Here is a 25,164-nt window from a genome sequence, read left to right on the forward strand (position 1 = left end):
TTTCCTGATTTTTAGTTCACTTACGTTCTGTCAGGGCGGTAATTGGCCTTGTTACAGGATATCTGGTTGCTCAGGTGAAGCTAAACCGCGGGCCAACACGACCAGCAAGTCCAGAACAGGCGCCCGATCCAGCCCGAGCATGATATTCTGCGCGCCATCTTGGTCTATTCTCTCTCTGGTACGCGCTCCCGAATGCGTACCGGCAGGGTAGCTGTCGCCGAGGTAGCTGAAGCCAATAATGATAAGAAGTCAGCGCAGAAGGGACATAAAAGTGAGGTCGATACGTCGGCCTTGTGTGCCCACCCTGCAGTTCTTGCGAGTACGGGAACCAGCAAAACATTGCCTGATGTTTTGCGCACCACGGTTGCCGGAAGGTCGAGGGCGGTAGGGCGGAAGGCGTTTTATCATAGGTGCTACGATGTTTAAAAAAGTGAACACCGCCCTGCTGGGGTTGGCTTTGTCGATGGGGATTACTTCCGTCCAGGCGGAAGAGGCAAAGAAAGTTGATGTGCTGCTGATCGGCGGCGGCATCATGAGTGCGACCCTGGGTGTCTGGCTCAATGAGCTGGAGCCGCAATGGTCGATGGAGATGGTCGAGCGCCTGGACGGCGTCGCCGAAGAAAGCTCCAACGGCTGGAACAACGCCGGTACTGGTCACTCCGCGTTGGCTGAGCTGAACTACACCCCGGAAAACAAGGACGGCACCGTTGAGATCCCGAAAGCGGTCGAGATCAACGAAGCGTTCCAGATTTCCCGCCAGTTCTGGTCGTGGCAGGTTCAGCAAGGCGTTCTGAAGAACCCGCGCTCGTTCATCAATTCCACTCCGCACATGAGCTTTGTGTGGGGCGATGACAACATCAAGTTCCTGAAGAAGCGTTACGAAGCGCTGCAGGCGAGCCCGCTGTTTGCTGGCATGGAATACTCCGAAGATCCGGTACAGATCAAGAAGTGGGTTCCGCTGATGATGGAAGGGCGTGACCCGAACCAGAAAATCGCGGCTACCTGGTCTCCGATCGGTACCGATGTGAACTTTGGCGAGATCACCCGCCAGTTCGTCGCTCACCTGCAAACCACGCCGAAGTTTGATCTGAAACTGTCGAGCGAAGTGCAGGACATCACCAAGAACGCCGACGGTTCGTGGCGCGTTAGCTACAAAAACCTGAAAGATGGCACCAAGACCGAGACCGACGCCAAGTTCGTGTTTATCGGCGCGGGCGGCGGTGCCCTGCACCTGCTGCAAAAGTCGGGCATTCCTGAAGCCAAGGAATACGCTGGCTTCCCGGTTGGTGGTTCGTTCCTGGTGACCGAGAACCCAACGATTGCCGAGCAGCACCTGGCCAAGGCCTACGGTAAAGCTTCGGTCGGCGCGCCACCGATGTCGGTACCGCACCTGGACACCCGTGTGCTGGATGGCAAGCGCGTGATCCTGTTTGGCCCATTTGCGACCTTCTCCACCAAGTTCCTGAAAGAAGGCTCGTACCTGGACCTGTTGACCAGCACCACGACCCACAACATCTGGCCAATGACCAAAGTCGGTATTCGTGAATACCCACTGGTCGAGTACCTTGCCGGCCAACTGATGCAGTCGGATGACGACCGCTTCAAGGCGCTGCAAGAGTACTTCCCTAACGCCAAGAAAGAAGACTGGCGCCTGTGGCAAGCCGGTCAGCGCGTGCAGATCATCAAGCGTGACGAAGAGCAGGGCGGCGTCCTGAAACTCGGTACCGAAGTGGTCAGCTCTGCCGACAACACCATCGCAGGCCTGTTGGGTGCATCGCCAGGTGCGTCCACCGCAGCGCCGATCATGCTGACCGTGCTGGAAAAAGTGTTCAAGGACAAGGTTGCTACCCCGGCCTGGCAGGAAAAGCTGAAGCAGATCGTGCCTAGCTATGGCACCAAGCTGAACGGCAGCCCTGAGCGCGTTGCGCAAGAATGGGCCTACACCGCCAAGGTTCTGCAACTGACGCCTCCGCCAGCCATTCCTGAAATGGCAGCGCCTCAAGCGACCGAGGCTGCCAAGCCTGCGGCCGAGCCGAGCAAGCCGGCGGCTGATATCGCGCTGTAAGCGGTTGAGGCAGTCCTGATCCAGGGCTGCATCGACACTTGAAAACCCGCTGAACCGGAAACGGTCAGCGGGTTTTTTGGTTGTGGCGTTTCGATGTACTTACACCGGTCAAATACGGAAACCTTTTTTGACCTGTTCATGCAGATGAAGCGCCAGGTGATTGCCGCTATCAGACAGTAGATAAACCTGATGCGGCGACAACCCCGGTAACTGAACGCCAGGAATGACCCGGGTCAGCCCTGGGACCCTACGTTCCTCCTCGATCAGCCCAACCGCCAACCCACACATGATGGCGGCTTCTACGGCTGTTGAACTGGCGCTCTCAAGCAGGATTCGGTAATACACCCCGTGCTCTTTCAGCACACGCAGAGCCGACTCCCGGTATGGGCACCCGCTCAACTGGACGGCGATGGGAAGCGGTGCCTGTTCAGGTCTCTGGAAGTGCTCGGCCACGACCCACACCGGCTGTATTGCACCCAGCCGCTCGCCTTGTTCCAGCGGTTGCGCGCTGACGATCAATGCCAGGTCAACTTGCTCACGACTGAACATCGTGGACAGTTCGCCGCTGGACCTTGCCTCCACTTCCAGTTCGAGCAGAGGGTTGTCTGCAATCAGTTGTGGAAGGAAGTCACGCATAAACGCCGGCGCATAGGAGTCAGGTAAACCCAGGCGGATTTTGCCCTGCATGCGCTGTGGGGTTAGCGAGGCGAGTAAACGGTCATGGCTTTTCAGGAAATCAGTGGTCTCGCTCAGCAATTTCTTGCCATACATCGTCAGTTCTACGCCCTGGTTGTTGCGGCTGAAGAGCCTTTGGCCTACCAGGTTCTCCAGCTTGTGAATTTGTGTCGTGACGGTCGAGGCGCTGCGATGCACATGGTTGGCGGCTTCGTTGAAACGCCTGAAGCGGGCAACAGCATGAAAGGTACGCAAGAGGTCAATGTTCAGTTGCTTGTTCATGATCCCTCTTTTCGGGATTAGTTATGCAGATTATTCAAATATACAAAATCATGCCGTCATCCTAGTCTTTGGGTCAAACAGGAGCGCGCCTGCATACCGAATAAAAAAAGAGTCGGAGCGTACATATGGATATCAACACGCTGGTTGTCGCATCTTTGCAGAGTAATCATGAGCTTGGCGGGCACATTTGGACGATTGAAAACGCTGAGAAATATTCGACATTGCCTGGGTATACCTCGGCCCTGAATCAGCAGCTCAGTGAAGAAATACTGGCGCTGATGACGACTTTGAACACTGAGGGCATAAGCGGTGCAGGCTTGTGTGCTGCGCCTTGTGGGTCAGGCTCCTTGGGCGAAATCCTGTATTCGGTTGCTTCTGATTTGGTTGATCTTCTGGGACCGGGGAGCTTGCATTACGTTGAACTGGGTCCGGAGCCGGTGAAAACGTCTGCGCTGATGGGCTATTTGCTTGAGTGCGGCAGCGAACCGCAACACTACACAGCGGTGGATATCAACAGCGCTTCGCAGGCGGTCATGCGCCGAGTGGTAGAACCGCTGCTGTCAACTCCCCAAGGGTTTTCCTACTTGGCCACTGACTTTCGTGACCTGCACAGGCATCAGCTCGAACGGGGGCAGGATGTAACGCTGATCACCATGCTGGGGTTTCAAGAGGGCAACGAGTTGCCCGATACCATTGGCGAGATCATCCGTCGGGTAGGCGGTATGCGAACGTACGTCTTATCAGAAATGCAACTGTCCACCGCTGAGGGGGACGCTCATATCCATCGTTTTTATGGGCACGATTGCATGAGCCGGTTTTCTGACCTGATCGGTTTGAAACTGGGCTTGAAGAAAACGGATGACCATCGAGTCGTCATTTCCCAGATTGAGCACCACGACCACTGCTACCGCGTCGCCGCAACGTTGCTCCCTGTCAATGATGGTCACAATGACGGCTATCTCTTGACGAATGTCTGCCTGAAATACACCCGTGAACAATTCATCCGTGTGCGGCAGGAATACGGCAGTTGCCGGGTCATTGGCGAGTATTGCAGTGGCGATGGCAGTGTCATGTATCAGTTGGCTGAGTACTGCCTGGACCACGAGGGAGGTTTGTAACAATGAGGCGAGACAGTGACCTACCCGTCTTTGCACAGGGGGCCGGACGGTTGAAATTGGCATTGCAGGCATCGTTTTCTCCATCATCGTTGCGCTGCAAGCACCCTGGTGCATTGCTGGATACCTTGCAGCATTGGAATGATGGCTACTTGAACAAGACGGCCCCTTTGCTTGGGTACCACCGAAGCCTGGCCGAACTTGGCTATGCCAGTTCGTCGGTGGATATTGCCTCGGCTGAACAGTTGACAGCAGTGGCACAGGTTTCGGGGTTGTTCAGTGAAGAAGGCGTCGTGCAATTACGCCGGGCCTGTTATCAACTGGAAGCAGGCTCTACCACCAGCGATTGGATTATTTCCAATCGTACTCGGGCGGCTACCGAGTCTTCGACCCTGCTGCGGGAAATGATGGGCAGTCGCGCCTTCTTGTTAGCGGTGTCACGGATTGCAGGCGTTCCCTTGGTGCCTCATCCGTTTTTGCGGGCGCGTTCGCAGGTTAACTATTTTTACCCGCCTCAGGCCCCCGAGGCCAAGGCCCAAGTCGGGATGTGGCATACCGATGGTACGAGTTTCGTACTGAATATCCTGCTATCGGCCCCTGGCGAGTATGAGGGTGGGGAGTTTGTCTTTTTTGAAGGGCCAAACGAGCTCTTTGATGTGAATGACTTGGGTGAACGTCTTTGCACCAGTGTGGCCAAGGCCTGCGGTGATGCTGTTTATATCTACGGCAGTCGTGTGTTTCATGGGGTTCGCCCACTCATGTCCGGTAGGCGCATGTCGCTGGTGCTTTCATTCCATTGTCCTTACAGCGCAGCGGATGTGAACAAGTTCTGGCACCTTGCCTCCGATGATGGTGTGTTGAGGACGATCAGGCTATGGTTTCAACTTAAGCGCGACTTGGCCTTACCTGCCGATGAGCAATACCGGCGGCTCGGCATTGAGCCTATTACTTTTGCCGACCTGGCGGTTCGCCTATGAGGTTTCTCAAACTCACGCGCCTGGATGCGCTGAAGCTACTGCTATTGCAGGTTGTCTTTGTCCTGTCTTGGAGTTCCGGTTTCATTGGGGCCAAGATGGGCGCCCAGGATGCAGGCGCGTTCAACTTGCTGTTCTGGCGTTTCTTGCTGGTGTCAGTGTGCCTGGCGCTGTTTTTGAACGTCGCACTGCTGAAGATTTCCTGGGCGCAAATCCGCCATCATGCGGTGATCGGTTTCTTGTCGCAGTTTCTCTATTTGAGTTGTGTCTATGTGGCCATTCAAAACGGTTTGCCTCCAGGCATTGCGGCGATCATTGCTGCCCTACAGCCCCTGATGACAGCGGCCCTTTCGTCAGGCAGTACAGTGGAGCGCAGCGGGGGCTGGCAGTGGTTGGGGTTGATGATCGGTTTTTGTGGCGTGTCGATTGTGATCGCTGGGCAATACCGCAATAGCGGTGCCGAGGTCGGGCTGGTCATGTATCTACTGCCGCTTGTTTCGGCATTGGGGCTGACGATGGCAACGCTGTATGAGCGCCGCGCAGCACTGACGCAAACTCATGGCAGTACGCTGAGCCTGTCGCTGTTCATTCAGTCGCTGGTTACCTTGATCGGCTTTACCGCTGCTGTGCTCTATACCGACACGTTGAGTGTTCCGCAGGGGGCGGGCGTGTTGATCTCGATCGTTTGGTTGACGGTTTTTTCAACGTTCATCGCGTATCTGAGCCTTTGGATGCTGCTACAGGTAATGACGGCCACCCATGTGGCGGTCCTGGTTTATCTGGAGCCACCCGTGACGTTGGTCTGGGCCGCACTTATGTTCGGCGATGTGATTTATACGTCGACCTATGTGGGTATCGTGGTGGTGGTGGCGGGGCTGATTCTGGTGCGTTTGAAACGACAAACCATGGTGTGTACGCCATAAGCCGGGAGCGCTTTTTTGCCCCACTAGGTCGGTTTTTTCGTTCCCAGCAACCGCAGTTCCTTGAGCAGCGCTGCCCCCAGTTGTTCGGTACCCACCTCCTTGTACCCCACAGCCTTGATCTTGCCATTCTGTTCCGCCTGGATGATGACCACCGGGGTCTCCTTAAGGGTACCTGCCTCGATGTGCATGGCGTATTGGGGAATGTCCATTTTGATCGGTGTACCGGCTGCCTTGCCCTTCACATTGATCAGAAACGCCGCGCAACCACGGTCTACATCCTCGTTGGTGGCGGACCGCCCACTGACAAAACAGGTCTCCGGCAGGTCGGGCCAGGCGATGGTTTGCGCCAAGGCCAGGGTGGGTGTCAGAAATAGGCTAGCGAGCAGAAGCGTACGCACGTAGGGCAGTCTCTCAAGGGGCAATGGAACACAGGTTTACCAAAGTAGGTCCTTTGCAGCAACGCCAGGGCTCAGCCCAGGCGCCGCATGCCGGTGGCCTTCGCGGCGTCTGTATCAAAGGTGGCGGTGTATTCGCACCCGGCGGCGTGGGCACAGCGCTCGATCAGGCAGTCGGCGAAATCAGCCTTGGTCGTGGTGAATCGGCGCACGGCCTGCCAGATGATTTCGGCATGTTCGATGATCAGTTCGCGGGTACGCAACAGGGTTTCCAGAACCGCTACCACTTGCGTCTTGGTGCATGGGTAGCAGCTCTGTAATACCCATACCAGCTCCACTACCGAAACCAGGCTGACGAAACCCGGCGCAGCAACGGTCAGGGATTCGATCAGGTGCGAGGCCTTGGCCGATTGCACGGGATCATCCTGGGTGACGTAACGCACCAGCACATTGGTATCCAGGCCAATCATCCAGCCTTCGCTCCCTGCGCGGCGATTGCCTGGTTCATTTGTTCAATGCTGACGGCATTCGCGGGTTTGCGGATCAGCCCCTTGAGCTCCTGGATGCTGTGGTTGGCGGCGACGATGGCAAACTTGCCATCTTCTATTTCGACAAATTCCACCCGGTCTCCGGTATCCAGGCCCAATGCGGTCCGGACTTGAACGGGGATGGTGATTTGCCCTTTTGAGGTGAGTGTGGCGGTGGCCATAATGAAGGTCTCCATCGGGATATTCCTTACCTTAGGGTAAGGAATAATGGAGGACAAGATCCGTTGGTCCATAGGTTGCTCTTCTGTGGGGTCAGTGATCGGAATAGTTAAAACCCTAGTCCGCTTTCGTTCCCTCTACACCCCACAGACAGCCGTAAAGCAATACAACCTATGACCTGGCAATTTTCCTTATTGCACGACGCGATAGCACGGCACATACGCTGCGCCGCCGGGCAGCTTCATCCGGTGCTGCTCCACGAACGCTTTCAACAACTCATCCAGCGGCTTCATGATTGTCGGGTCGCCGTGGATCTCATAGGGCCCGTTCTGTTCGATCAGGCGGATGCCCTTGTCCTTGACGTTACCCGCCACGATCCCCGAGAACGCCCGGCGCAGGTTGGCCGCCAGTTCATGGGGGGGCAGGGCGTGGCTCAGTTGCAGGCTGGCCATGTTGGCGTGGGTCGGGTCGAACGGGCGCTGGAAGCCTTCGTCGATCTTCAGCAGCCAGTTGAAGTGGAAGGCGTCGTTGCGCTCGCGGCGGAACTGTTTGACCGACTTCAGGCCCGCGGTCATCTGCCGGGCGACTTCGGCGGGGTCATCAATGATGATCTGGTAGTGGGCCTGGGCCGCTTCACCGAGGGTCGCGCCGACAAACGCATGCAACTGTTGCAGGTACGGCGCCGCTTGTTTGGGCCCGGTGAGGATGACCGGGAAGGGCACCTCACGGTTGTCCGGGTGCATCAGGATGCCTAGCAGGTACAAGAACTCTTCGGCCGTGCCAGCGCCGCCCGGGAAGATGATGATGCCGTGGCCGACGCGCACGAAGGCTTCCAGGCGTTTTTCGATATCCGGCAGGATCACCAGTTCGTTGACGATCGGGTTCGGTGCTTCGGCGGCGATGATGCCCGGCTCGGTGAGGCCCAGATAGCGCCCGCCGGTGATGCGTTGCTTGGCGTGGGAAATGGTCGCGCCCTTCATCGGGCCTTTCATCACGCCCGGGCCGCAACCGGTGCACACGTCGAGGCTGCGCAGGCCCAGTTCGTGCCCGACTTTCTTGGTGTATTTGTATTCTTCGGTATTGATCGAGTGCCCACCCCAGCACACCACGATCTTTGGCTCGACCCCGGGCCGCAGCGTGCGTGCGTTGCGTAGCAGATGGAACACGTAGTCGGTGATGCCCTGGGAGGTGCTCAGGTCGATGCGTTGGCTGTCGAGTTCGTTTTCGGTGTAGACGATATCGCGCAGGGCGCTGAACAGCATTTCCCGGGTGCTGGCGATCATTTCACCATCGACGAATGCGTCGGCGGGCGCGTTCAGCAGTTCCAGGCGTACGCCGCGATCCTGTTGATGGATACGGACTTCAAAATCCTTGTAGGCGTCGAGGATGGTCTTGGCATTGTCGATATGGGCGCCGGTGTTGAGGATTGCCAGGGCGCATTGGCGGAACAGCGTATAGATGCTGCCGGAACCGGCTTCGCTCAGTTGCTGGACTTCACGTTGCGACAGCGTTTCGAGACTGCCCTTGGGGCTGACGGAGGCATTGATGACTTGGCGTTGAGGCATTCTTATTCCCTGAAAGCGCAGCCACCGGGCGATGAATAGCCAGTGGCATGAGGATGACGAGCGCCGAATACGGTCGCACAGGACGGGCATTTTCCCTGCCCTACAGGCAGGACGCAAACTCCGTACAGCCTCATCATGCCGCACAATTTGCTGAGTTCGCGTCCTTATTGGAAAAATATAGTGCCTTTCCCCGCTGTGGATTGGATTTTGAGAACAGAAGAATTGCGACTATCGTGACGCTTCGGTTTTTCGGACGTCATAGACCAGTACGATTGACGCCGTAATGGCCACCATTGGCCATCGGCACCTTGGAAGAGGCAGAAATTTTATGATCATCAAACCGCGGGTTCGTGGCTTTATCTGTGTGACCGCCCACCCTGTTGGCTGCGAAGCGAACGTCAAAGAGCAGATCGACTACGTGACCGAGCACGGTGCCATCGAAGGCGGCCCGAAGAAAGTCCTGGTGCTCGGTGCGTCCACCGGCTACGGCCTGGCAGCACGTATCAGTGCCGCTTTTGGTTGTGGCGCCGATACCCTTGGCGTGTTTTTTGAAAAAGAAGGCGAAGAAGGCAAGCTCAGTTCTGCCGGCTGGTACAACAGCGCCGCTTTCCACAAGTTTGCTGCCGAAAAAGGCCTGTACGCCAAGAGCATCAATGGCGATGCGTTCTCTGACGAGATCAAGCGCCTGACCATCGAAACCATCAAGAAAGACCTGGGCAAGATCGACCTGGTGGTTTACAGCCTGGCCGCGCCACGTCGCACCGACCCGCAAGGCGTGGTGCATAACTCTACTCTCAAGCCGATTGGCAAGGCTGTGACCCTGCGCGGGATCAACACCGACAAGGGCGTTGTGGTCGACACCACGCTGGAGCCGGCGACTCAGGAAGAAATCGACGGCACCGTCAAAGTGATGGGCGGCGAAGACTGGCAGCTGTGGATCGACGCCCTGCGTGACGCCGACGTGCTGGCCGAAGGCGCCAAGACCACCGCGTTCACCTATCTGGGCGAAAAGCTGACCCAGGATATCTACTGGAACGGCTCCATCGGCGAGGCCAAGAAAGACCTCGACAAGAAAGTCCTGACCCTGCGCGACAACCTCGCCGCACTCAAGGGCGATGCCCGTGTCTCGGTACTCAAGGCCGTGGTTACCCAGGCCAGCTCGGCGATCCCGATCATGCCGCTGTACCTGTCGCTGCTGTTCAAGGTGATGAAAGAGCAGGGCACCCACGAAGGCTGCATCGAGCAGGTCTACGGTCTGTTCAAGGACAGCCTGTACGGCAGCCAGCCGAAGCTTGACGCCGATGGCCGCCTGCGTGCCGACCTGGCTGAGCTAGAGCCGAAAGTCCAGGACGCCGTAGCGGCGCTGTGGAATCAGGTGACCGACGACAACGTCAACGAGATCAGCGATTTTGCCGGCTACAAGGCTGAGTTCCTGCGTCTGTTCGGTTTTGAGATTGATGGCGTGGACTACGAGGCTGACGTCAATCCGACCGTGAAGATCGAAGGTCTGGTCCAGGCTTAACCCTTTGTAGGAGCCGGCTTGCCGGCGAAAATCGTCAACGATTACGCGGGGTGCCTGGCGCCCCGTGGTGTTCTCGGGTTTTTCGCCGGCAAGCCGGCTCCTCCAAAAAGCTCACATTTGGGAACCGTCCTACCTTTTCTCGCTTGCCCCTTCTTGACCTCGATGTGCCAGACTGCGTCCGTTATCACACTAGGCTAACGGAGGATCTTCATGACGATTCGTGCAGTAGTTTTTGATTTCGGCGGTGTCCTGTTTGATTGGAGCCCGCAGCATCTGTACCGCAAGCTGATTACCGGTGACGAGGAGCGCCAATGGTTTCTCGATAACATCTGTACCCAGGCCTGGAACACTGAACAGGACGCTGGGCGCACCCTGGCTGAGGCCACCCACAGCCTGATCGCCGAACACCCGCAACATGAGGCCTTGATCCGGGCCTACTACGACCGCTGGCATGAAATGCTGCGCGGCCCGCTCGCCGATGGCGTGGCGATTCTTGAAGACCTGCATGAAGCCAAAGTCCCGTTGTTCGGCTTGACCAACTGGTCCGCAGAAACCTTCCCTTATGCCCGCGCCAACTACCCATTCCTGAAATACTTTCGCAACATCGTAGTGTCCGGCGAGGTGAAGCTGATCAAGCCTGATCCCGCGATCTACCGCGCCAGCCTCGAGCAGGTGCGTGCCCATCTGCCGGATATCCAGGCCGAAGAACTGGTGTTTATCGATGATGTCGCCGAGAACGCCAATGCCGCCATTGCCTTGGGCTGGCAGGGTATTCACCACGTATCACCCGAGCAGACCCGGCGCCAGTTGCAGGCCTTGGGGCTGGGCGTCTAGCGCGCCCATTGTTCGATCGCGAAGTCGACAAAGGCCCGCAGCTTGGGCAGGCGATAACGGTCCTGCGCATATAAAAGGTGCATCGAGCGCGAAGGTGACTGATAGCTTGGCAGCAGCGCCACCAGCCGGCCCGCCAGCAGGTCGGCGCCGACCAGGGCGTCGGGCAGCATCACGATGCCCATGCCTTCGACAGCGGCACGGTGCAGCGCCTGGGAGCTGTTGATGGTCATGGGCCCAGACACGGCGACCTCGACTTCACCCTCGGCTCCCCGCAGGCGCCAGAGTTTGTCGGCGTTGCGCCAGTCATCGGTCGACGGGTAGGCGAATGCCAGGCAGTCATGGGCCTGCAAATCCATGGGCTGCTGGGGCGTACCCCGGCGCGCCAGGTAAGCCGGCGACGCGCACAGGGTCATGGTGTAGTCCTGCAACGGCCGGGCGATCAGGCTGGAAGGCTGCAGCTCACCCAGGCGCAGCGCCACGTCGAAGCCGCTGTCGATCAGGTCCATGGCTTGATTGCTCAACACCACGTACAGCTGGATCTTTGGGTAGCGTCGGGAAAACTCACTGAGCGCCGGTGCCAGGCGCTCGGCACCGAACGCGGGCGGGGCGGTGATGCGCAGCAGCCCTTGGGGCGCCTCGCTGTGGATTTGTTCAGCCAACTGCTCGGAGTTGGCCACCAACCCCAGCACCTCCAGGCAGCGCTGGTAATAGAGGCCGCCGAACTCGGTCAGGCTTTGCTTGCGGGTAGTGCGTTTAAGCAGGCTGACGCCGAGGCGTTGCTCCAGGGCGCGCAGGTGATTGCCGACCATGGTGGTCGACAGGCCGCAGGCTTGGGCCGCCGCGGTCATGCTACCGGTCTCCACCACTTTGACGTAGACGGTCATTGCCTGGAACAGATCCATTATCAACTCTTGATTCAAAGTCATTGCAGATATGTGCAGTTTATCCAGCTTAAGTGGCTAACGATACTAAGGCCCTGACCCCGATGGAGCCCGATGCCATGACCGCCGCTTGCTTGATGACCACCTATCAACCCCTGGCCCTGAGTTTTACCCGTGGCTTGGGCACCCGTCTGTGGGACCAGCAGGGCCGTGAGTACCTGGACGCCGTGGCCGGAGTCGCTGTGACCAATGTCGGTCACTCCCACCCACGGCTGGTGACGGCAATCAGCGAGCAAGCCGGGTTGCTGTTGCATACCTCCAACTTGTACGGCATCGACTGGCAGCAGCGCCTGGCCCAGCGGTTAGCCCAGTTGTCCGGCCTGGATCAGGCGTTCTTCAACAATTCCGGCGCCGAAGCCAACGAAACCGCGTTGAAACTGGCGCGCCTGCATGGCTGGAAAAAAGGCATCGAGCAGCCGCTGGTGGTGGTCATGGAGAACGCCTTCCACGGCCGCACCCTGGGCACCATGGCCGCCAGCGATGGGCCATCGGTGCGCCTGGGGTTCCAGCGCCTGCCGGGTGATTTCATCAAGGTCGGCTTTGGTGATCTGGCGGCATTGGACGCGGTGACCCGTGAGTTCGGCCCCAGGATAGTTGCCGTATTGCTGGAGCCGATCCAGGGCGAAAGTGGCGTGCAACTCGCCCCGCCGGGCTACCTGAAAGCATTGCGCGCCCACTGCAGCCAGCACGGTTGGCTATTGATGCTCGATGAGATCCAGACCGGCATCGGGCGTACCGGCACCTGGTTTGCTTTCCAGCAGGAGGGAATCGTCCCGGACGTCATGACCCTGGCCAAGGGTCTGGGCAACGGTATCCCGATCGGTGCCTGCCTGGCGCGCGCCGCAGTGGCCAAGCTCTTCACCCCCGGCAGCCATGGCAGCACCTTTGGCGGTAACCCGCTGGCGTGTCGCGTGGGCTGCACGGTGCTGGATATCATCGAGGAACAAGGCCTGCTGGAGAACGCCGCGCGTCAAGGCGAGCGGCTGCTGGCGCGGCTGCGGGTGGAATTGAGCGAGCATCCGAAAGTGCTGGCAATCCGTGGGCGCGGCTTGATGATCGGCATTGAACTGGTCAAGCCGCAGCGTGACCTGGCCGAGCGAGCCGCACGGGAGCAGGGGGTGTTGCTCAATGTCACGCGGGGCAAGGTGATTCGCTTGCTGCCGCCCCTGACCCTGGATAACAAGGAGGTGGAGATGATTGTGCGGGCCATCGCACGGTTACTGTGACCCTGGCCCGTTCAGCCACTCCTGGTTCATCGTCTCGCTATCCCCCAGGTAGTCCAGCAGCCAGGTCATGGCCGGGGACAGTTTGTTCTGCGCCCAGGCCACGCAGGACGGGCTGGCCGGGAACGGCCGTGACAGTTGCAGCGCCGCCAATTCGCCGCTGTCGATCAACGGTTGCACCAAGTGCGCCGGAACCATGCCGACGCAAAGCCCATCCTGGAGGCAATCCATGGCCGATGCCCAGTTGGGGACCACCAGGCGCCGTTGGTTGTCCAGGGTCCAGGTGTCGCGCTTGGGCAGGTTGCGTGAAGTGTCGGTCATGCACAGCGATGCAAAGGGCCGCAGTTGATCGTCACTGAGCAAACCCTCGACCTGTGCCAGCGGATGCCGGGCGCTGACCACGCATAGCCAGTTCAACAGCCCCATGTCGCGAAAGGTGAAGTGGCTGGCCACCGGTACCGCGCTGGTGGCGCCGATCACGATATCGGTGCGCTCATCTGCCAGGGCGTCCCACACGCCGTTGTACACCTCGTATTCCAGCAGCAGTTCCACTTCTGGGAACTGGCGATAGAAGTCCAGAACCAACTGCCGGCAGCGCTGCTGTTTGACGATAGAGTCCACCGCCACTTTTAGTTGGCCGCTCCAGCCATTGGCCACTTGCTGGCACAGTCGGCGGGCGCCGAGCATGGTTTTCATCACGCCGCGGGCTTCGTCGATGAACAGGCGGCCGGCAGGAGTCAGTTCCACATCACGGTGGCGGCGGACAAACAACGGCACCGCCAACCACTCCTCGATTTGCCGGACGGTGTAGCTAATGGCCGAGGGCACGCGGTGCAGCTCCTGGGCGGCAGCGCTGAAGCTGCCATGGCGGGCTACCGCATCCACCACATCCAGGGAGTATTCGGACCACATGGGCGTTGCCTTCAAAAATATTGATAAGAGTGTTCAATTATTATCGCTTCACAGCCTAACTGTCAGCTTCATAATAGGCGCCAGTCAGCAAATTGTTTGATGGCAGTACCTACAAGGCTTCAATGAAAAATTCTTTTGGTTTTACCTGGTACCTGGCGGGGCTGAGCATGCTCGGCTACCTGGCCATGGATATGTACTTGCCCGCGTTCGGCGCCATGGGCGAACACCTGCAAATTTCCCCCGGTGCGGTGGGGGCCAGTTTGAGTATCTTCCTCGCCGGTTTTGCCGTGGGGCAATTGCTTTGGGGGCCGCTATCTGACCGTCTGGGACGCAAGCCAATCCTGCTGGCCGGCCTGAGCCTGTTTGTGCTCGGCTGCCTGGGGATGTTCTGGGTCGAGACCGCGCCGCAGCTGCTGGCCTTGCGTTTTGTGCAGTCGATTGGGGTGTGCAGCGCCGCCGTCAGTTGGCAGGCGCTGGTGATTGACCGTTACCCGGCCGACAAGGCGCATCGGGTCTTCGCCAGCATCATGCCGTTGATGTCCCTGTCACCGGCGCTGGCGCCGCTGTTGGGCGCCGTGGTGTTGAATCACTGGGGCTGGCAGGCGATTTTCGCCGTGTTGCTGGGCGTCTCGCTGTTATTGCTGGTACCCACGCTGTTACTCAAGCCCATGCCCAAACGCCAGGCCGCCGACGGCGAAAAGGCTCGGTTGGGCTACGGCCAACTGTTCAAGTCGCGGGTGTTCACCGGCAATGTGATGATCTTTGCCGCGTGCTCCGCCAGTTTCTTCGCCTGGCTGACCGCATCGCCGTTTATTCTCGGTGGCATGGGCTACAGCCCCAATGACATCGGCCTGAGCTACGTCTTGCCGACCCTGGCGTTTCTGGTAGGGGGCTACAGTTGCCGCAGTGCCTTGCAACGGTTCCAGGGCAAACTCCTGTTGCCCTGGTTGCTGGTGGCGTACTGCATCAGCATGGTGGCGTTGTACCTGGTGGCGACATTGACGGTGCCGACTCTGACCACCTTGCTGATTCCGTTCTGCCTGATGGCCCTGGTCAACGGCGCCAGCTACCCGATTGTAGTGGCGAATGCGCTGATGCCTTTTTCGGAAAACTCCGGCAAGGCTGCCGCGCTGCAAAACACTCTGCAATTGGGTTTGTGCTTCGTCGCCAGCCTGCTGGTGTCGTCGCTGATCGAAGAGCCCTTGCAGATCACCGCAATCGTGATGCTGGCGACCGCGCCGCTGGCGGTGTTGGGTTACTGGCTGGCGCGGCCCAAGTCGGATGAGTCGCAGTTGGCGGCCGCTTAAAACGTCACTTCCATATTCACAGTTGGCGTCGAGGTGCGGCTACCTCGGCCGCCATCCACACCGAACTTGTTATGCCAGTATTCGTAGCCCACCCCCAGGTACAGGTTGGGCTTGACGCTTTTACCTGGCCGTACGGCAACCATCAGCGCGGTGCGCATCAGGGTTTCGGCGGCGGTGTCGCGACTGTTGTAGTCATGGCCCTTGTCACCGACATGGTTGATGAACCCCTGGAACTTCGCGCCATGGTTGCCGATTTCGAACGGGCGCATCCAGGTCAGGTTAAGCATGTAGGTGTCGTCGAAGGTGTGGTTCGGATCCTTCGCCCCGGGGATGCCAGAGTGGTTGTTTTCCTTGTAGTACATCAGGCTCAGGTCCAGCACCCCGACGGTATTGAACTTCAGGGTCGGCCCGATCACCACGGCGCGTTTTTTGGCCGACGCCAGGTTGTTGTTGCGGTTGGCATCGAAGCCCAGGGTCAGCGCGTAATCCTTGATCAGCCCGGTGCCCACTGGCATGTCGAATACCCGTGATGCATACAGTTGGTGCCGGTAGACTGCATACACTTCGCTGCCACCGTGGTCGGTGCCCTTGCGCGGGTCGCGGCTGTCGGAAAGGAATACGTCGAGATGGAGAAAGTTGCTGCCGTACTGGTAGCCGCTGGCATGGGTGAAGCTGTAGATGCGTTTGCTGAAGTCGTTGGGGTTGTTTGGGTTGGTGAACTGTTGCCCGTAGCGAAATCCTACGCTGTTGTTCATCCATTCCACCGCGACAGCCTCCCCGCCGCCGAGGAGTGTGAGTAAAACGGTTGCGCCGTGCAGTGCCTTTTTCATTGTTTTAGTTCCTTTGGCGTTTGGCTCATGGCAGCCGTGCAGGGCCGCCGGGCGCAGTATCGACACAACCGCCGTGATGCTCAAAGAACATAATATCGACTGGCCTGCTGCCGAATCGGCAGCGCGTAAGCTGGCCTGCAGGTCAGGAAATACGTGGCGTACAGGCGGATTCTTCGCGTTCGCGCAAAGCGATTTCCTCGCTGATCAGATGGGCCATCGACTCGACCGCCGTAGGCAAATCCCGGCCCTTGCGCGCATACAGGCCCAGGTCGCTGAACATCCCGCCTTGATCGCTCAAGGGGATATGCAGCAGTTCACCCCTGGCCAAGTCGGCCTCGATCCCGATCCGCGTCTGGAACGCCACCCCCAACTGCTGGCGCGCCAACTGTCGCGCCAGTTCCATGGAATTGCTTTGCAGCAACGGCTTGTGCGCAGTTGACGAGCGCCGGTGCAGCGGGGCGATCAAGTGGTGGATCGACAGCTCGCTGTTGGCTTGGATCACCCCATGTTCAGCGCATAGGGTGTAGCTGACGCTGGCTTGGGAGGCCAGTGGATGCCCTGGTGCCACCAACGCACCGAGGCGGAAATGGCCGACACACAATTGCGTGGTTTCCGCACTGCGCGGCAGGGCAAAGGCCAACCCCAGGTCTGCCTGGCCGTTGATCACCGCTGCCGGAATCGATTGTGAGCCCTGCACCGTTACACCGATGGTCACCGCCGGATAGCGCTGGCGCATGCGCCTGAGCACGGCGGGCAGCAACTCCACCGTCGCGCCTTCCACGGTGGCGATTTCCACATGCCCGGTCTGTACCTGGTTCAGGCCTTCCAGTTCGCCGCGTACCCGTTCCACATCCTGCAACACCAAGGTCACATGCCGGGTCAGGATTTCCCCGGCAGCGGTCAGGCGCAGCCCGCCGGGCAGGCGCTCGAACAGGGTCGCGCCCACTTCGTCTTCGAGTTTGAGAATCTGCCGGTTCACCGCCGACGATGCGACGTTCAGTCGGCGCGCGGCTTCACGGATCGAATGGCAGCGGCGGACCATATCGAAGTAGCAAATGGCCGCAGAGTGGATACGCAGCGTGCGGTTGAGCATTTTTTTCTGATCCTTGTGGGCACGGCTTCGAGCCTTGGGGCTGGGCGGCTGAATGGATTTTTGTAACGTCGATGCCAGGTATCTTGTGCAAATGATTGTATACAACTCTATGGACATCCAATCTTTCTATTGCATACAGTGAGCGCACAACAAAAACAGAGATCCCCTCACCATGACTATCCCGAAGGCGTCACCGCAACGGCCAGAAGACGAGAATCTTGGCGTCGCTGCCAACATGGCTTACGGCCTGCAGCATGTACTGACCATGTACGGCGGTATCGTTGCCGTGCCGTTGATCGTCGGTCAGGCGGCCGGGTTGTCCCCCGCCGATATTGGCCTGTTGATCGCCGCGTCACTGTTTGCCGGTGGCCTGGCCACGTTGTTGCAAACCCTGGGCCTACCGTTTTTTGGCTGCCAGTTGCCCTTGGTCCAAGGGGTGTCGTTTGCCGGTGTGGCAACCATGGTGGCGATTGTTGGCAGTGACGGCGCGGGCGGTGTGCCGGCGATCCTTGGCGCGGTGATGGCCGCGTCGCTGATCGGGTTGCTGATCACCCCGATATTCTCGCGAATTACCAAGTTCTTCCCGCCCCTGGTGACCGGGATCGTGATTACCACCATCGGCCTTACGCTGATGCCGGTCGCCGCCCGTTGGGCCATGGGCGGTAACAGCCGCGCCGCCGATTTTGGCAGCATGCCGAACATTGGCCTGGCGGCCATCACCCTGGTGCTGGTGCTGTTGTTGAGCAAGGTGGGCAGCGCCACTATCTCGCGCCTGTCGATCCTGCTGGCGATGGTGTTTGGTACGTTGATCGCGGTATTTCTGGGCATGGCGGATTTCTCCAGCGTGACCCAAGGCCCGATGATCGGCTTCCCCACGCCGTTCCACTTCGGCATGCCTACTTTCCATGTGGCCGCGATCCTTTCCATGTGCATCGTGGTCATGGTGACATTGGTGGAAACCTCGGCGGATATCCTCGCGGTGGGCGAGATCATCGACACCAAGGTTGACTCCAAACGCCTGGGCAACGGTCTGCGTGCGGACATGCTGTCGAGTATGTTCGCGCCGATTTTCGGTTCGTTCACCCAAAGTGCCTTCGCCCAGAACGTGGGCCTGGTGGCGGTGACCGGGGTCAAGAGTCGCTACGTGGTGGCCACCGGCGGCCTGTTCTTGGTGATCCTTGGCCTGCTGCCCTTTATGGGCCGGGTGATTGCGGCAGTACCGACCTCGGTGCTGGGCGGTGCCGGGATCGTGTTGTTCGGCACCGTGGCGGCCAGCGGGATCCGCACGCTGTCCAAGGTCGATTACCGCAACAACATGAACCTGATCATCGTCGCTACCTCCATCGGCTTTGGCATGATCCCCATCGCCGCGCCGAGCTTCTACGATCAATTCCCTAGCTGGTTCGCCACCATCTTCCACTCGGGGATCAGTTCCTCGGCAATCATGGCGATCCTGCTGAACCTGGCATTCAACCATTTCACCGCCGGCAACTCGGACCAGCAGTCGGTGTTCGTCGCTGGCACCGAGCGCAGCCTGTGCTTCCAGGATGTGGCGGCACTGCGGGACGGGGACTACTTCAGCAAAGGCAAATTGTTTGACGCCGAGGGCAAGGAGATACCGGTGGTGGCGCAGCCGCAGGAGAAAGCAGCGGTGCCGGGTAGGGCTGAAACCAGCGAGGTGTAGCGAAAACACCACGCACTAAATGTGGGAGCGGGCTTGCTCGCGAAAGCGGTTTTTCAGTCGCCGGATGTACCGACTGATCCACCGCTTTCGCGAGCAAGTCGAATCGTCGCACCGCCGCTCCCACATTTGATGTGTGTGGTTTCAAAATCGGGGGCGACAGGCCTCATCCAAAAACTGCACCACCGTGCCCATGCAAGCCTGGCGTTCTTCGACATGGGGCATATGGCTGGAGTCCTCGAACAACGCCTCGCGCACATCGGCGATTTCATCGAGGAACGCCTTGAATTCCAGCGGCGTGGCTTGGTCATGCCGCCCGCAAATCATCAGGGTCGGTACTCGGATCTGCGTTAACCGGCCAATGCTGATCGGGCCGTGCAAGGCGTTGTACACCGTAGGATCGGCCGCCATCTGGGCGAAGGTGCGCGCCACTTCTTCGGGCCACGGGTTGATTCGGCATAGAGGCTGATCATCGAAGCCGGCAGCCAGGTTGGCGGCGATAAACGCGCACAGGCCCTTGGGTTGGCGAATCGCGTGCTCACTGCCAAGTCTGCCGCCCCAGGCATGTCCAAGGATCGCGTAATGCTCGCTGATGTGCAGATGGCCGAGCAGGTTTTCCAGTTCGTCGAGAAACAGTTCAACCGTCCAGAAATCGTCGGGCTGGTGGGGCAGGTGGGTGGAGTGGCCATTGCCCAGTTGATCGTAGTGAATCACCGCATGGCCACTGGCAGCCACGTCCTTGAAAGCGTCCAGATAGTCATGGGTGCCGCCGGGACCGCCATGGAGGATGACCACTGGGGTCTTGCCGCTGTCGAGGTTCCCGGTCACGCGATACCAGGTCTGATAGCCGCGAAAGGCTGCATAGCCCTGGCGGGTCTGTTCGATGAATTCCATTTCCGGCCCTGCCATCAACAATTGGTCAGGTACACGATAATTTGAACAAAGCGTTTAAGTAACTGGCAAAACGGCTAGGTTTTCAGCCGGACCTGCACTAGCGCCCTTCGTAGGCGCCGGCAAGCCGGCTCCCACAGCGGGTTATTGCTTTTGCGGATCAAATTGCTTGTCGCGGATAAACAGCGCCGGGATCACCCCGCAGATAAAGTACGCCGCGCCCATCACCAAAAAGCCCACGCCAATCGAGCCATGGGACGCCAGGAAGCCAATGGCCGCCGGCGCGACCGCCGCGCCAATCCGCCCAATGTTGTAGGCACCGCCCACGGCTGATCCGCGAAATTTCGCCTCGAAACTCTCGGTCATGTAGGTCGCATTCACGCCGTAAGGAATGCCGTACAGGAAGCCGAAGGCAATCAGCAGCCAGAGGATATTGTCCGGGCTCTGGTACAGCACGATCACCGGCAGGAACACCGCCGTACCCAGGGCGCCGAAGGCAAATACCACGCGTCGTCCCAGGCGATCGGCCGCGAGGCCGGCGAGGATTTTGCCGAAGATCATCGCCGCGTAGGTGCCGACCATGTAACTGGTCATCGACTTGAAATTCATCCCCAACTCGCCTTCCAGATAGGACGGCATCCAGTTGTTGACCCCGTAGTAGCCGAACTGCAGGAAGCCTGCGGTCAGCGCCCAGAGCAGGAACATGCGGCTGGCCTTGGGGTCGCTGAAGATCAGCTTGAACATGCCATCGGGCTTTTTCGCCGAGACGCGTTGGATGCCTTCGGCTTTTTCCCGTGCGCGTGCGGCCTGGGCGTTGAGCCAGGCCTGGGGTTCCGGCACCAGGCGCTGCATCAGCACGGCGAGGATCACCGGGATGATCGCCACGTAGAACAGCCAGCGCCAGCCGTGGTCCGGGAGGATCCAGCCGGCCAACAAGGTGGCGACGATGTAGCCCACCGACCAGCCGGCCTGCAGGGTGCCGAGCACGGTGGTGCGGTAGCGGGTCGGTACGTATTCGGCCATCAGGGTGTTGCAGGCGACATACAGCGCGCCCAGCCCGAGGGAGGCGAAGAAGCGGGTGACCGCAAACTGCCAGTAGCTGTGGGTCAGGCCGAGAATCGCAGTGCCTACCGAGAACAGCAGGATGCTCCACACCACGGTCTTGACCCGACCAAAGCGGTCGCAGGCCCAGCCTCCGTAAATCCCGCCGACCGCCATCCCGGCGAGGGTGAAACTGCCCAGGCTGCCGGCCTCGACACTGGTCAGGCCGAACTCGGCTTTCAGGCTGCTGAGGCTGTAGGACAGCAGCATCAAGTCTGCGCCATCAATCAGAAGACCGAGGAAGCAGAAGATGAACACAATGATCCACAGGTTGTTTTTTGCGGGCGACAACGCACCCGTCGATGTGGCGACTTCCATAGCGATACCTTGTTGTAGTTGTAGGGCACTGGTTATGGGTGTTGCAGATTGGAACGCTGCTGCATGAACAAAGAAGATCTACTGTGGGAGCGGGCTTGCTCGCGAAAGCGCAGTGTCAGTCAACTATTTATTAACTGACCCACCGCTTTCGCGAGCAAGCCCGCTCCCACACAAGCCCGGTTCCCCCATAGGGTTGTGTGTGGGGCTTAGCGCTGGGCCTCGCGAATCATGTTGCGTGCGATCACCAACTGCTGGATTTGCGTGGTGCCTTCATACAACCGAAACAGCCGCACATCGCGGTAGAACCGTTCGATCGCATACTCACTCACATACCCCGCGCCGCCGTGGATCTGCACGCAACGGTCAGCCACCCGGCCGCACATTTCTGTGGCGAACATTTTCGCGCAAGAGGCTTCGGTGCCGATGTCCAGGCCGTCGTCACGCTTGCGCGCGGCGTCCAGCACCATGCAGCGGGCCGCATAGATTTCGGCCTTGCTGTCGGCGAGCATGGCCTGGATCAACTGGAACTCGGCAATCGGCTGGCCGAATTGCTTGCGCTCGATGGCGTAGCGCAGGGCATCGTCGAGCATGCGTTCGGCGGCGCCGACGCTGACGGCGGCGATGTGCAGGCGGCCCTTGTCGAGTACTTTCATCGCCGTCTTGAAACCTACGCCTTCGACACCGCCGATCAGTTGCTCGGCGGGCACCCGCACATTGTCGAATATCACGTCGCTGGTATGGGCGCCTTGCTGGCCCATCTTATGGTCGCGCTTGCCCAGGGACACGCCCGGTGTATTGCGTTCGATGATAAAGGCGCTGATGCCACCGGAGCCCTTGATGTGCGGATTGGTACGGGCCATCACCGTGAAAATCCCGGCGTGGGGCGCGTTGGTGATAAAGCGCTTGGTGCCATTGATCACGTAATACTCGCCATCGCGCACGGCGGTGGTTTTCAGCGAGGCGGCATCTGAGCCGGAATCCGGTTCGGTCAGGCAGAACGAACTGAGCAACTCGCCGCTGGCAAGCTTGGGCAAGTAGTGTTGTTTCTGCGCCTCGGTACCGTCCAGCAGGATGCCAATGGAGCCGATGCCATTGTTGGTGCCGAAGTAGGAGCGGAAGGCTGGCGAGGTGCGGCCCAGCTCGAAGGCGATATGCACTTCTTCTTCCATGGTCACGCCCAGGCCGCCATAGGCTTCGGGCAGGGTCAGGCCGAAGAGGCCCATATCCTGGAATTGCTGGACGATGTCCGCCGGGATCTCGTCGGTCTCGGCGACTTCGTTTTCCCGTGGGATCAGCGCTTCGTTGACGAACTGGCGAATGGAGTCCAGCAGGATATGAAGCGTTTGCGAATCTCGGATCATGTGCATTCCTCGGCGGCCCGTAAGGCGGGCCGGTTGTATTGGATCTGCCGGGCCGTGCACCGATCTGTCTAGCGGGCGGCGGCCTCGATGTTATTGACCATGTGCTTGAGACGCGGCCCGATGTCGTCTTCGAGTTTTTCCCGGGAAAGGTGAAAACTCGGCCCGCCACAGTTGAACGTCAACAGCCCATGTTGTGTGTGCAGCATGGGCACGGCGATGGCGTTGACATCGCGGTGCCACTCACCGATCGACATGCAATAGCCGAAGTCGGTGTAATCCCTGAATGCGCGTTCCAGCCCTTTGCGAATCGTCGGCCAATCCTCCAGATGGCGCTGGCGGATATGGTCGAGCATGAACTCCCGCTCACTCTCCGGCATCGCCGCCAGGCAGGCGCGGCCCGCCGAACTCAAGTGCAGCGGCAGGCGCGTGCCGATCTGGCGGCGCATGGTCATGTTCGCTTCGCCCTGGACCACGTCCAGGTACACCATGTCCAGGCGATCCCGGGAGGCCATCGCGACGGCCGCCTGGGCGTACTTGGCCATGGTCTCCATCAGCGGGTGGGCGGCGGCCCGCACCGACAGGTTGGAAAGCATCGCGTAACCAAATGCCATCACCCCCACATTCAACTGGTACCGGCCAGACTGCGGCAGGTGCTTGAGGTAGCCCAGGCGGGTCAGGGTGTGGGTCATGCGCGTCACCGTCGGTTTCGGCAGGCCGGTCTTGCGCGCCAGTTCCTGGTTGCCCAGCACGCTTTCGCTGGGGGTAAAGCAGCGCAGCAGTTCCAGGCCTCGGGCCAGCGCGGTGATGAACTGCCGGTCCTTGTCTTCCTCCTCTTCGTTGCTCATTGGATCCAGCCTCAGGTGTTCAAAACCATGGGGGCCTGCAGGTGTCTGGGATGGACTGGGGTCCGGGTTGCGACGGTGCATGGTAATCATCCTTTTTTTGTAAAATCAACAAAACAAAATAAGATTTCGCTGTGCGGAATTGATGGTTGTGTTGATTTTTATCTCTGTCATTTAATTATTCTTTCTAAAACAATGGTTTATGTTTTTCATCTGTGGGTGATCGTGCTTTTGCATTTACAACCTCCATGTCGAGACATACTATTTTGCTAAATTACGAAATACTATTTCGCACAGCAAAACAATAGCTGGCTGCGCCAGAAAATCCGGCAGTCGGCGACACAGACCTTCAGGAATAACAACAATGGGTGCATTAACAGGTTTGCGCGTACTGGATTTGAGCCGGGTCTTGGCCGGCCCATGGTGTGGTCAGGTGCTGGCGGACCTGGGCGCGGAAGTGATCAAGATCGAGCGCCCGCACAGTGGCGATGACACGCGCGGCTGGGGGCCGCCGTGGATGCAGACCGCCGCTGGCGAGTCATCCGGGCAGGCCTCGTATTACCAGTCCACCAATCGCGGCAAGTTGTCGGTGGCCATCGACCTGGCCAGCGCCGAAGGCCAGGAACTGGTGCGGGCACTGGCGGCCAGTTCCGATGTGTTGATCGAGAACTACAAGGCCGGTTCCTTGGCACGTTACGGCCTGGACTACGCGACCCTGGCCGAGATCAACCCGCGTCTGGTGTATTGCTCCATCACTGGCTTCGGCCAGACCGGCCCGCGTGCCGAAGAGCCTGGCTACGACTTCATCATCCAGGGCATTGGCGGCCTGATGAGCATCACCGGCGAGCGCGATGACTTGCCCGGTGGCGGCCCGCAAAAAGTCGGCGTGGCGTTCTCCGACCTGATGACCGGCCTATATTCCACCGTGGCGATCCAGGCCGCGCTGCTCAGCCGCGAACGCACCGGCGTCGGCCAGCATATCGATATGGCCCTGCTGGATGTGCAAGTCGCGACCCTGGCCAACCAAAGCATGAACTACCTGGCCTCCGGCAAAGTGCCCCAGCGCTTTGGCAATGCCCACGCCAATATCGTGCCGTACCAAGTGTTCCGTGCCGCAGACCGTGACTTCATCATTGCCTGCGGCAACGACAGCCAGTTCATCGCCTTATGCCAGAGCATTGGCCTGCCACACCTGCCGGACGACCCGCGTTTTCGGCGCAATGCCGACCGCGTTGCGCATCGGGCTGAAATCGTCGAGTTGCTGTCGGCGCATTTCCTCGGCCGCACGGCAGACGAGTGGGTCAGCTGCATCCACGCCTCGAAAGTGCCAGTGGGCGCGATCAACAACATCGCGCAATCACTGGAAGAACCACAGGTAATCGCCCGCGAACTGATGGTGAAGATTCCCCACCCGCAAAACCCGGATTTCGCCATGGTCGGCAGCCCGATCAAGATGTCCGGCACCCCGGTGGAGTATGTGCGGCCGGCGCCCATGTTGGGCGAGCATACGGATGAGGTATTGGCTGGGCGGTTGGGGTTGTCCAGTGAGCAGTTGGGGCAGTTGAAGAGTAGTGGGGTGATTGAGCAGTTGCCGTAACGAGGGGCCT

Annotated in this window: 23 protein-coding genes; 10 read left to right on the forward strand and 13 right to left on the reverse strand. The window is 59.3% G+C overall.

Annotated elements, in window-relative coordinates:
* Positions 1 to 418 precede the first annotated feature (418 nt).
* Complete coding sequence (gene mqo / locus HBO09_RS10190; RefSeq protein ID WP_169992455.1) at positions 419 to 2,065, forward strand: malate dehydrogenase (quinone); 1,647 nt, start codon at positions 419 to 421, stop codon at positions 2,063 to 2,065.
* 108 nt (positions 2,066 to 2,173) lie between these two features.
* Here mqo and HBO09_RS10195 read toward each other — a convergent pair whose 3' ends face one another.
* A complete protein-coding gene (locus tag HBO09_RS10195) occupies positions 2,174 to 3,022 on the reverse strand; it encodes a LysR family transcriptional regulator (RefSeq protein ID WP_169992453.1) in 849 nt (282 codons plus the stop codon).
* Between the two features lie 125 nt (positions 3,023 to 3,147).
* On the opposite strand from HBO09_RS10195, the gene HBO09_RS10200 reads away from it, so the two are divergent.
* Genes HBO09_RS10200 through HBO09_RS10210 form a run of 3 tightly spaced genes read left to right on the forward strand, consistent with a single transcriptional unit; the run spans position 3,148 to position 6,034 of the window.
* Positions 3,148 to 4,140 (forward strand): hypothetical protein, encoded by a 993-nt coding sequence (locus tag HBO09_RS10200; protein ID WP_169992451.1) that lies wholly within the window; start codon positions 3,148 to 3,150, stop codon positions 4,138 to 4,140.
* Positions 4,141 to 4,190: 50 nt separating this feature from the next.
* Positions 4,191 to 5,114 (forward strand): 2OG-Fe(II) oxygenase, encoded by a 924-nt coding sequence (locus HBO09_RS10205; protein WP_262381211.1) that lies wholly within the window; start codon positions 4,191 to 4,193, stop codon positions 5,112 to 5,114.
* Entirely contained in the window at positions 5,111 to 6,034 is a 924-nt protein-coding gene (locus HBO09_RS10210; protein ID WP_169992447.1) for a DMT family transporter, read from the forward strand. Before HBO09_RS10205 ends, HBO09_RS10210 begins: the two co-directional genes overlap by 4 nt.
* Positions 6,035 to 6,057: 23 nt before the next feature.
* Here the strand turns inward: HBO09_RS10210 and HBO09_RS10215 are convergent, their stop codons facing one another.
* The 4 genes from HBO09_RS10215 to ppnN all read right to left on the reverse strand — a co-directional run bounded on the left by HBO09_RS10215 (position 6,058) and on the right by ppnN (position 8,701).
* Positions 6,058 to 6,432, reverse strand: a complete 375-nt coding sequence (locus HBO09_RS10215) for a hypothetical protein (RefSeq protein WP_169992445.1) — start codon at positions 6,430 to 6,432, stop codon at positions 6,058 to 6,060.
* 71 nt (positions 6,433 to 6,503) lie between these two features.
* The gene (locus HBO09_RS10220; protein ID WP_169992442.1) at positions 6,504 to 6,899 is read right to left on the reverse strand and encodes a type II toxin-antitoxin system VapC family toxin; all 396 of its coding nucleotides are present in this window, start codon (positions 6,897 to 6,899) and stop codon (positions 6,504 to 6,506) included.
* Positions 6,896 to 7,153 carry an AbrB/MazE/SpoVT family DNA-binding domain-containing protein gene (locus tag HBO09_RS10225; RefSeq protein WP_169992440.1) on the reverse strand — a complete coding sequence of 86 codons (258 nt, stop codon included), beginning with the start codon at positions 7,151 to 7,153 and terminating at the stop codon, positions 6,896 to 6,898. The genes HBO09_RS10220 and HBO09_RS10225 overlap by 4 nt, the downstream gene beginning before the upstream one ends.
* A 174-nt stretch (positions 7,154 to 7,327) precedes the next feature.
* Complete coding sequence (gene ppnN, locus HBO09_RS10230; RefSeq protein ID WP_169992438.1) at positions 7,328 to 8,701, reverse strand: nucleotide 5'-monophosphate nucleosidase PpnN; 1,374 nt, start codon at positions 8,699 to 8,701, stop codon at positions 7,328 to 7,330.
* A 328-nt stretch (positions 8,702 to 9,029) separates the two neighbouring features.
* On the opposite strand from ppnN, the gene fabV reads away from it, so the two are divergent.
* Positions 9,030 to 10,223 carry an enoyl-ACP reductase FabV gene (gene fabV / locus HBO09_RS10235; protein WP_169992436.1) on the forward strand — a complete coding sequence of 398 codons (1,194 nt, stop codon included), beginning with the start codon at positions 9,030 to 9,032 and terminating at the stop codon, positions 10,221 to 10,223.
* Between the two features lie 210 nt (positions 10,224 to 10,433).
* Positions 10,434 to 11,057 (forward strand): HAD family phosphatase, encoded by a 624-nt coding sequence (locus tag HBO09_RS10240; RefSeq protein WP_169992434.1) that lies wholly within the window; start codon positions 10,434 to 10,436, stop codon positions 11,055 to 11,057.
* Here the strand turns inward: HBO09_RS10240 and HBO09_RS10245 are convergent.
* The gene (locus HBO09_RS10245; protein WP_169992432.1) at positions 11,054 to 11,959 is read right to left on the reverse strand and encodes a LysR family transcriptional regulator; all 906 of its coding nucleotides are present in this window, start codon (positions 11,957 to 11,959) and stop codon (positions 11,054 to 11,056) included. The genes HBO09_RS10240 and HBO09_RS10245 overlap by 4 nt on opposite strands.
* Positions 11,960 to 12,057: 98 nt before the next feature.
* Here HBO09_RS10245 and HBO09_RS10250 point away from each other — a divergent pair, with 98 nt between their 5' ends.
* Positions 12,058 to 13,224: an aspartate aminotransferase family protein gene (locus HBO09_RS10250; protein ID WP_169992430.1), complete on the forward strand. Its 1,167-nt coding sequence runs from the start codon at positions 12,058 to 12,060 to the stop codon at positions 13,222 to 13,224.
* Here HBO09_RS10250 and punR read toward each other — a convergent pair.
* Positions 13,216 to 14,133, reverse strand: coding sequence for a DNA-binding transcriptional activator PunR (gene punR, locus HBO09_RS10255; RefSeq protein WP_169992428.1), 918 nt, complete (start codon positions 14,131 to 14,133; stop codon positions 13,216 to 13,218). The two genes, HBO09_RS10250 and punR, sit on opposite strands and share 9 nt — an antisense overlap.
* A gap of 122 nt (positions 14,134 to 14,255) precedes the next feature.
* Here punR and punC point away from each other — a divergent pair, with 122 nt between their 5' ends.
* A complete protein-coding gene (gene punC, locus HBO09_RS10260; RefSeq protein WP_169992426.1) occupies positions 14,256 to 15,440 on the forward strand; it encodes a purine nucleoside transporter PunC in 1,185 nt (394 codons plus the stop codon).
* On the opposite strand, the gene HBO09_RS10265 is transcribed toward punC, so the two are convergent.
* Entirely contained in the window at positions 15,437 to 16,270 is an 834-nt protein-coding gene (locus HBO09_RS10265) for a nucleoside-binding protein (protein WP_169992424.1), read from the reverse strand. The two genes, punC and HBO09_RS10265, sit on opposite strands and share 4 nt — an antisense overlap.
* 142 nt (positions 16,271 to 16,412) lie before the next feature.
* Complete coding sequence (locus tag HBO09_RS10270; RefSeq protein WP_169992422.1) at positions 16,413 to 17,363, reverse strand: LysR family transcriptional regulator; 951 nt, start codon at positions 17,361 to 17,363, stop codon at positions 16,413 to 16,415.
* A 172-nt stretch (positions 17,364 to 17,535) separates the two neighbouring features.
* Here HBO09_RS10270 and HBO09_RS10275 point away from each other — a divergent pair, with 172 nt between their 5' ends.
* A complete protein-coding gene (locus HBO09_RS10275) occupies positions 17,536 to 19,047 on the forward strand; it encodes a nucleobase:cation symporter-2 family protein (RefSeq protein WP_169992420.1) in 1,512 nt (503 codons plus the stop codon).
* 141 nt (positions 19,048 to 19,188) lie between these two features.
* Here the strand turns inward: HBO09_RS10275 and HBO09_RS10280 are convergent, their stop codons facing one another.
* The 4 genes from HBO09_RS10280 to HBO09_RS10295 all read right to left on the reverse strand — a co-directional run bounded on the left by HBO09_RS10280 (position 19,189) and on the right by HBO09_RS10295 (position 23,641).
* Positions 19,189 to 19,938: an alpha/beta fold hydrolase gene (locus HBO09_RS10280; RefSeq protein WP_169992418.1), complete on the reverse strand. Its 750-nt coding sequence runs from the start codon at positions 19,936 to 19,938 to the stop codon at positions 19,189 to 19,191.
* A gap of 141 nt (positions 19,939 to 20,079) precedes the next feature.
* On the reverse strand, positions 20,080 to 21,354 hold the full coding sequence (locus HBO09_RS10285) for an MFS transporter (protein ID WP_169992416.1): 1,275 nt from the start codon (positions 21,352 to 21,354) through the stop codon (positions 20,080 to 20,082).
* Positions 21,355 to 21,560: 206 nt separating this feature from the next.
* Entirely contained in the window at positions 21,561 to 22,715 is a 1,155-nt protein-coding gene (locus tag HBO09_RS10290) for an acyl-CoA dehydrogenase family protein (protein WP_169992414.1), read from the reverse strand.
* 68 nt (positions 22,716 to 22,783) lie between these two features.
* A complete protein-coding gene (locus HBO09_RS10295) occupies positions 22,784 to 23,641 on the reverse strand; it encodes an IclR family transcriptional regulator (RefSeq protein ID WP_169992412.1) in 858 nt (285 codons plus the stop codon).
* A 280-nt stretch (positions 23,642 to 23,921) separates the two neighbouring features.
* Between HBO09_RS10295 and HBO09_RS10300 the strand changes: the two genes are divergently transcribed.
* Entirely contained in the window at positions 23,922 to 25,154 is a 1,233-nt protein-coding gene (locus HBO09_RS10300; RefSeq protein WP_169992410.1) for a CaiB/BaiF CoA-transferase family protein, read from the forward strand.
* Positions 25,155 to 25,164: the final 10 nt, after the last annotated feature.

The sequence above is a fragment of the Pseudomonas sp. WS 5027 genome (assembly GCF_012985695.1).
GTDB lineage: Bacteria > Pseudomonadota > Gammaproteobacteria > Pseudomonadales > Pseudomonadaceae > Aquipseudomonas > Aquipseudomonas hygromyciniae.

Coding starts and splice junctions, on each gene's coding strand:
- HBO09_RS10200 (WP_169992451.1), top strand. CDS start 3,148: ATGGATATCAACACGCTGGTTGTCGCATCTTTGCAGAGTAATCATGAG.
- HBO09_RS10280 (WP_169992418.1), bottom strand. CDS start 19,938: ATGGAATTCATCGAACAGACCCGCCAGGGCTATGCAGCCTTTCGCGGC.
- HBO09_RS10275 (WP_169992420.1), top strand. CDS start 17,536: ATGACTATCCCGAAGGCGTCACCGCAACGGCCAGAAGACGAGAATCTT.
- HBO09_RS10220 (WP_169992442.1), bottom strand. CDS start 6,899: ATGATTGGCCTGGATACCAATGTGCTGGTGCGTTACGTCACCCAGGAT.
- HBO09_RS10265 (WP_169992424.1), bottom strand. CDS start 16,270: ATGAAAAAGGCACTGCACGGCGCAACCGTTTTACTCACACTCCTCGGC.
- HBO09_RS10195 (WP_169992453.1), bottom strand. CDS start 3,022: ATGAACAAGCAACTGAACATTGACCTCTTGCGTACCTTTCATGCTGTT.
- mqo (WP_169992455.1), top strand. CDS start 419: ATGTTTAAAAAAGTGAACACCGCCCTGCTGGGGTTGGCTTTGTCGATG.
- HBO09_RS10245 (WP_169992432.1), bottom strand. CDS start 11,959: ATGGATCTGTTCCAGGCAATGACCGTCTACGTCAAAGTGGTGGAGACC.
- HBO09_RS10285 (WP_169992416.1), bottom strand. CDS start 21,354: ATGGAAGTCGCCACATCGACGGGTGCGTTGTCGCCCGCAAAAAACAAC.
- punR (WP_169992428.1), bottom strand. CDS start 14,133: ATGTGGTCCGAATACTCCCTGGATGTGGTGGATGCGGTAGCCCGCCAT.
- HBO09_RS10240 (WP_169992434.1), top strand. CDS start 10,434: ATGACGATTCGTGCAGTAGTTTTTGATTTCGGCGGTGTCCTGTTTGAT.
- HBO09_RS10250 (WP_169992430.1), top strand. CDS start 12,058: ATGACCGCCGCTTGCTTGATGACCACCTATCAACCCCTGGCCCTGAGT.
- HBO09_RS10225 (WP_169992440.1), bottom strand. CDS start 7,153: ATGGAGACCTTCATTATGGCCACCGCCACACTCACCTCAAAAGGGCAA.
- HBO09_RS10210 (WP_169992447.1), top strand. CDS start 5,111: ATGAGGTTTCTCAAACTCACGCGCCTGGATGCGCTGAAGCTACTGCTA.
- ppnN (WP_169992438.1), bottom strand. CDS start 8,701: ATGCCTCAACGCCAAGTCATCAATGCCTCCGTCAGCCCCAAGGGCAGT.
- punC (WP_169992426.1), top strand. CDS start 14,256: ATGAAAAATTCTTTTGGTTTTACCTGGTACCTGGCGGGGCTGAGCATG.
- HBO09_RS10300 (WP_169992410.1), top strand. CDS start 23,922: ATGGGTGCATTAACAGGTTTGCGCGTACTGGATTTGAGCCGGGTCTTG.
- HBO09_RS10290 (WP_169992414.1), bottom strand. CDS start 22,715: ATGATCCGAGATTCGCAAACGCTTCATATCCTGCTGGACTCCATTCGC.
- fabV (WP_169992436.1), top strand. CDS start 9,030: ATGATCATCAAACCGCGGGTTCGTGGCTTTATCTGTGTGACCGCCCAC.
- HBO09_RS10270 (WP_169992422.1), bottom strand. CDS start 17,363: ATGCTCAACCGCACGCTGCGTATCCACTCTGCGGCCATTTGCTACTTC.
- HBO09_RS10295 (WP_169992412.1), bottom strand. CDS start 23,641: ATGCACCGTCGCAACCCGGACCCCAGTCCATCCCAGACACCTGCAGGC.